This window comes from uncultured Tepidimonas sp. (assembly GCF_938045175.1).
Classification (GTDB): Bacteria; Pseudomonadota; Gammaproteobacteria; order Burkholderiales; family Burkholderiaceae_C; genus Tepidimonas.
Window position 1 is genome coordinate 1 of sequence record NZ_CALIND010000024.1, and the last position, 5,826, is coordinate 5,826.

Consider the following 5,826-nt stretch of genomic DNA (forward strand, 5'->3'; position numbering starts at 1 on the left):
CTTCGATGCGCACCAGCCAGTGCCCACCGTGGGCGCGCGCATCCAGCCAACTGGCCAACGCCGCCACCAGCGATCCCGCATGCAGCCAACCGGTGGGCGATGGGGCGAAGCGGCCCCGATAGGCCGTTGCCGCTGCGGCCATCAGCCCTCCAGCATGGCCAGCGCCAGCTCCAACCCCGACATGAAGGCGTGCTCGACCCGATGCCCCAGGCACCAGTCGCCGCACAGCCCCAGGCCGCGCTGCGCGTCCCACAGGTACGGCTCGCCGAGCGGTCGCTGCGTCTGCGCGTAGCGCCAGCGGTGCACGGTGGCGTGCGCGGGAGTAGCGCGGATGCCGGTGACCTCGGCAAAGCCCTTGAGCAGCTTGGCCAGCACGCGCTCGGGGTCGTCCTCCAGGTGTTCGGCCGACCACGCGGGGCTGGCTTGCGCGACCCAGCGCTCCACCGGGCCGCGTCCGGGTTTGCTGGGCTCGCGCGCCACCCAGGCCAGGCGGTGGTGGTCGCTGCGGGCGGCGTCCCAATGCGGCCCCAGGCGCTGGCCTGGCCCCGCCACGGCGTGTGGCCAGGCGGCCATCAGCGTCCAGCAGGGGGCGACTGCCACCTCTTCGTCCAAGCGCTGTTGCCACGTGGGTGCCAGGGCGCTGGCGGCCAGCAGCTCCCGTGCCTGCGGATGCGGGATGGCGAGCAGCACCGCGTCGAAGCCGCCCATCACCGCCGGTGCGTCGGCCGCGTCCGGCGCGCCCTCCAGGCGGAGCTGCCAGCGCGTGGGCGCGATGGCGTCGGGTTCCAGCCGCACCACGCGCGTGACCCAGTGGCACTGCCCGAGCGTGCCATCGGCCAACGGTTGTGCCCAATGCTTGACGAGGGCGTTCATGCCCGGCGTGGCGACCCAGCGCGTCTCCGTGGGGGCAGGGGCGACGGCCAGCCGGGATGCGGTGGCGTCGAGCACGCGCACCCAGGTCGCATCCCATGCGGCGATCGGGGCCTGCGTGGCGCGCAGCGCCAGCTCGAAGCGCGTGTCGCGCACCGTAAAAAACTGCGCCCCGTGGTCGAAGTCGCCCCAATCCGTGCGGCGCGTGGCCATGCGGCCACCGGCGCCCCGGCTCTTTTCGAACACGGTGACGTGCCAGCCTGCCTGCGCGAGGGTGCGCGCCGCGGTGATGCCGGCGATGCCAGCGCCCACTACCGCCACCCGCCGGGGCGTGGGTGGCGCGATGGACGGTTCGGCCGCCGGTCTGCGCCGAGGGCGCTTCGGAGGCAGCGGGGTGGGGGCAGATCGGCGGCGCGGCATGGGGCGAACTTTCGGTGGGAAGGAGGAAACACCGATGGGATGACCCGCCGATGGTAGCGCAGCCGCCACGCGACTCACGCCAGCGGCGCATCATGCCCCGGGCGCTTCATCAACAGGGCGTCGCGCGTCAGCGGATCGGCTAGCCGTTGCAGCCACCAGTGCAGCGCCGGTCCCGTGCGCGGGGCGCCACTGCCGACGGGCCGCGCCGTCTGGCGCCAGGCGTAGGCGGTGGGCACGACGCGGGCTGGCAACGTCGTGGCCTTGAGCACCAGGTGCCCGGCGTTCACGTGAGGCTGCGCCAGCGGCTGCGGCAACCAGCCGCAGCCCAGTCCACGCAGCTGGGCCTGCAGTTTCATGGCCATGCTGGGCACGGTCAGCACATCCTGGCCCGGCTGCGGGCCCACCGTCAGCCCGCCCTGCGGCGCGGTGTCGGCCACCGCCACGATGCGATGGGCGCGGATGTCTGCCGGGGTCAGCGGTTCGGCCGCTCTGGCCAGCGGGTGGTGTGGCGCCACCGCAAAGCAAAACGGGACGTTGCCCAGGGGTTGCAAGCCGATTTCTGCGGTCGGCGTCCGCTCCAGTGTTACCCCTAGAGCCAGATCGGCCTGGCCGCTGAGCAGCGCTTCCAGGGTGCCGGAGAGGGTCTCGCCCCGCAGCCGCAGCCGGGTGGGCGCCCCCAGGGCGTAGAAGGCCTCGCACAGCTCGAGCAGCGTGCGCGGGCAGATGACGGCATCGGCCGCGATGGTGAGTTCGGCTTCCCAGCCGGTGGCGATGCGCCGTACGCGCTGCGCCAACGCGTCCCATTCGCGCAGTAACGCGTCCCCAGCCCGCAGCAGTTCTTGCCCGGCCGGGGTCAGCCGGGCGCGGCGCGAGCGCCGGTCCAGCAGCAGCACGTCGAGCGCCTGCTCCATCTGCCGCACCCGGTAGGTCAGCGCACTGGGCACCAGGCCGAGCGCCCGCGCGGCGGCCGCCAGACTGCCATGCCGCGCCACGGCCGCCAGCAGCGCCACCTGTTCCGGCCCCATGTGCCGCCGCTTCAAGCGACCGCGTCGGCGCTTTGGCGCGTGAGCATGGCCAGCACGTTGGCCACGGTGCTGCGCAGCTCGCGCCGGTCGCAGATCATGTCGATGCCGCCTTTTTGCAGCAAAAACTCGGCGCGCTGAAAGCCCTCCGGCAGCTTGACGCGCACGGTGTTTTCGATCACACGCGGGCCAGCAAAGCCGATGAGCGCCTTGGGCTCGGCGATCACCACGTCGCCCATGAAGGCGAAGCCCGCCGACACGCCGCCCATGGTGGGGTCGGTCAGGATGCTGATGTAGGGCAGGCGCTGCTTGGCCAGGCGGGTGAGCGCCGCGTTGGTCTTGGCCATTTGCATGAGTGACAGCAGCCCTTCTTGCATGCGCGCGCCGCCGGTGGCGGTAAAGCAGATGAAGGGCACTTTTTGCTCGATGGCGTTTTCCACGCCGCGCACGAAGCGCTCACCGACCACCGAGCCCATGGAGCCGCCCATGAAGTCGAACTCGAAGCACGCCACGACCACGGGCAGGGTGTGCACCGCGCCCCCCATGACGATGAGGGCGTCGGTCTCGCCCGTGGCTTCGAGCGCCTCTTTCAGACGTTCGGGGTACTTGCGGCTGTCCTTGAACTTGAGGGGATCGACCGGAAGCACCTCCTGCCCGATCTCGTAGCGGCCCTCGGGGTCGAGAAAAGCGTCCAGCCGCGCGCGCGCCCCGATGCGGTGGTGGTGCGCGCAGTGCGGGCAGACGTTGAGGTTTTTCTCCAGGTCGGTCTTGTACAGGACGGCGTCGCAGGCGGGGCACTTGACCCACAGCCCTTCGGGGATGCTGCGCCGTTGGCCGCCGGCCGCGGCAATCTTGGGGGGCAGCAGTTTTTCCAGCCAGGACATGGCAACTCCTTGCGATGGCGGCGCCGCCCGCTGACGCGCAGGCCGAGGCGTAACGGGGCGCGCGGCGCCGGTGTGCGCGCGATTATGCGCCAGCCGCGGCGGCCTTGGGTAGCGCGTCGAGCGCGGTGCGGATGTCGCGTACGAACGCCGCCGCCACGGCGGGGGCGCGCTCGCGCGGTTCGTTGTCGAGCAACTGGATGAGCCGGGTGCCGATGACGACGGCGTCGGCGCTGCGCGCCACGGCCTGGGCGCTGGCCGCATCCCGGATGCCAAACCCCACGCCGACGGGCACTTTGACATGGGCGCGGATGCGCGGCAACATCGCCTCCACCGACGCCGTATCCAGGTGCGCCGCGCCGGTAACGCCCTTGAGCGAGACGTAGTAGACATACCCGCTGGCCAGCTGGCCCACGAGCGCGATGCGCTCGTCGGTGCTGGTGGGGGCCAGCAGAAAGATCAGATCCAGCCCGTGCGCGCGCAGCGTGGCTGCGAAGGCCTCGCATTCCTCGGGCGGGTAGTCCACCACCAGCACGCCGTCCACGCCCGCGGCGGCCGCCTCGCGCGCAAAGCTGCCCGCGCCGTGGCGATGTTCCCACGCTTCGATGGGGTTGGCGTAGCCCATGAGCACCACCGGTGTCGCCGTGTCGCGGGCGCGGAAGTCGCGCACCATCTGCAGCACCTGCGCCAGGCCGATGCCCGCAGCCAGCGCGCGCTCGCCGGCGCGCTGGATCACCGGGCCGTCGGCCATCGGGTCGGAAAACGGCACGCCCAGCTCGATGACGTCGGCGCCGGCGGCCACCATGGCGTGCAGCAGGTCCACCGTGACGTCGGGCTGCGGAAAGCCCGCGGTGACGAAGGGGATGAGCGCGCGGCGACCGCTCGCGCGCAGGCGCTCGAACGTGGCGGCCAAGCGGGGGGCGCTCATTGCACGGCTCCTGGGGTCAGGTGGATCGGCGCGGCGGTCTTGACGCTTTGGCCGCGGCAGCTGGGGCGGCAATAGAAGTCGGCGCCGGACAGGTCGGCCACGGTACCGATGTCCTTGTCGCCCCGGCCCGAGAGGTTGACCAGCAGGCTTTGATCGGGCCGCAGCGTCGGCGCGAGCTTCATGGCATAGGCGATCGCGTGGCTGGACTCCAGCGCGGGGATGATGCCCTCGGTGCGGCACAGGCGATGGAAGGCCTCCAGCGCCTCGGCATCGGTCACGCCCACGTACTCGGCGCGGCCGCTGTCCTTCAGCCAGGCGTGCTCGGGGCCGACGCCGGGGTAGTCCAGGCCGGCGCTGACGGAGTGCGTCTCGGTGATCTGGCCGTCGGCGTTTTGCAGCACGTAGGTGCGGTTGCCGTGCAGCACGCCAGGCACGCCGCGCTGCAGCGACGCAGCGTGGCGGCCGCTGTCCAGGCCGCTGCCGGCCGCTTCCACGCCGATCAGGCGCACCCGCTCGTGGGGGATGTAGGGGTAGAAGATGCCCATGGCGTTGCTGCCGCCGCCGACGCAGGCGATCACCGCGTCCGGCTGCGCCTGCGCGCCGTTGCCGGGCAGGCCCAGGTCGGCCAGCATCTCGGGCATCTGGCGCAGGCATTCCTCGCCGATCACGCTCTGGAAGTCGCGCACCATCATGGGGTAGGGGTGCGGCCCGGCGACGGTGCCGATGATGTAGAAGGTGTTTTCGACGTTCGTGACCCAGTCGCGCAGCGCCTCGTTGAGCGCGTCCTTCAGCGTCTTGCTGCCGGACTCCACCGGCACCACGGTGGCGCCGAGCAGCTTCATGCGGTAGACGTTGGGGCTTTGGCGCTTGACGTCCTCGCTGCCCATGTAGACCACGCATTCCAGCCCGTAGCGCGCGCAGATGGTGGCGGTGGCCACGCCGTGCTGGCCGGCGCCGGTCTCGGCGATCACGCGCGGCTTGCCCATGCGCCGCGCCAGCATCGCCTGGCCGATGACGTTGTTGATCTTGTGCGCGCCGGTGTGGTTGAGGTCTTCGCGCTTGAGCAGGATTTGCGCGCCGCCCAGCTCGCGGCTCAGGCGTGCGGCGTGGTAGACGGGCGAGGGGCGGCCGACGAAGTGTTTGAGCTCCGAGTGGAACTCGCGCTGGAAGTCCGGGTCGTGGCGCCAGTGTTCGTAGGCGGCGCGCAACTCAGCGATGGCGTGGGTCAGCGTTTCGCTGACGAAGCTACCGCCGTAGGGCCCGAAATGGCCGCGGGCGTCGGGAAAGGCGTAAGCGTGGGCAGACATGGGGAGCATCCGATGGAGGGTGACGGCCAGCGTGCCAGGCACGGCGGGGCGCGTCAGGAGGCGGGGGAATCGGCCAGGATCGCGTCGGCGCGGCGCACCGCGGCGATGAACGCCTCGACCCGGGCCGGGTCTTTGATGCCCTTGGCGGCTTCGACGCCAGAGGAGACGTCAACACCCCAAGGGCGTACGAGAAGCACGCCATCGGTCACATTTGCGGGTGTGAGTCCACCAGACAAAACGACCCGATGGGCGGCGTGGAGTCGAGGGTCTGACCACGGAAGGGCTGTCCAGTCGAAAGCGTGTCCGCCTCCGCCGTAGCCGGGCACGTGGGCATCGACCAGCACGGCCTGCGCGGCGGAATAACGATCGGCGTATTCTAGGAGATCGAAGCCCGCGGC

Annotated in this window: 6 protein-coding genes and 1 pseudogene; all 7 read right to left on the minus strand. The window is 71.3% G+C overall.

What is annotated here, in order from left to right:
- The coding region (locus Q0716_RS01150; RefSeq protein ID WP_299018788.1) for a glutamate--tRNA ligase family protein at positions 1-253 on the minus strand (253 nt) is incomplete at its 3' end.
- Complete coding sequence (locus tag Q0716_RS01155; protein WP_366139703.1) at positions 142-1,182, minus strand: FAD-dependent oxidoreductase; 1,041 nt, start codon at positions 1,180-1,182, stop codon at positions 142-144. The genes Q0716_RS01150 and Q0716_RS01155, both read right to left, overlap by 112 nt.
- A gap of 182 nt (positions 1,183-1,364) precedes the next feature.
- Entirely contained in the window at positions 1,365-2,315 is a 951-nt protein-coding gene (locus tag Q0716_RS01160) for a LysR family transcriptional regulator (RefSeq protein WP_299018790.1), read from the minus strand.
- An 11-nt stretch (positions 2,316-2,326) separates the two neighbouring features.
- Positions 2,327-3,196, minus strand: a complete 870-nt coding sequence (gene accD / locus Q0716_RS01165) for an acetyl-CoA carboxylase, carboxyltransferase subunit beta (protein WP_299018791.1) — start codon at positions 3,194-3,196, stop codon at positions 2,327-2,329.
- An 82-nt stretch (positions 3,197-3,278) separates the two neighbouring features.
- Positions 3,279-4,121: a tryptophan synthase subunit alpha gene (gene trpA / locus Q0716_RS01170; RefSeq protein WP_299018792.1), complete on the minus strand. Its 843-nt coding sequence runs from the start codon at positions 4,119-4,121 to the stop codon at positions 3,279-3,281.
- On the minus strand, positions 4,118-5,428 hold the full coding sequence (gene trpB / locus Q0716_RS01175; RefSeq protein ID WP_299018794.1) for a tryptophan synthase subunit beta: 1,311 nt from the start codon (positions 5,426-5,428) through the stop codon (positions 4,118-4,120). The genes trpA and trpB overlap by 4 nt, the downstream gene beginning before the upstream one ends.
- Positions 5,429-5,481: 53 nt before the next feature.
- A pseudogene (locus tag Q0716_RS01180) lies at positions 5,482-5,826 on the minus strand (N-(5'-phosphoribosyl)anthranilate isomerase); the annotation flags it as partial.

What these genes read in the sequence shown, in the direction of transcription:
- Q0716_RS01160 (WP_299018790.1), bottom strand. Translation starts at nt 2,315, where the DNA reads ATGGGGCCGGAACAGGTGGCGCTGCTGGCGGCCGTGGCGCGGCATGGC.
- accD (WP_299018791.1), bottom strand. Translation starts at nt 3,196, where the DNA reads ATGTCCTGGCTGGAAAAACTGCTGCCCCCCAAGATTGCCGCGGCCGGC.
- trpA (WP_299018792.1), bottom strand. Translation starts at nt 4,121, where the DNA reads ATGAGCGCCCCCCGCTTGGCCGCCACGTTCGAGCGCCTGCGCGCGAGC.
- trpB (WP_299018794.1), bottom strand. Translation starts at nt 5,428, where the DNA reads ATGTCTGCCCACGCTTACGCCTTTCCCGACGCCCGCGGCCATTTCGGG.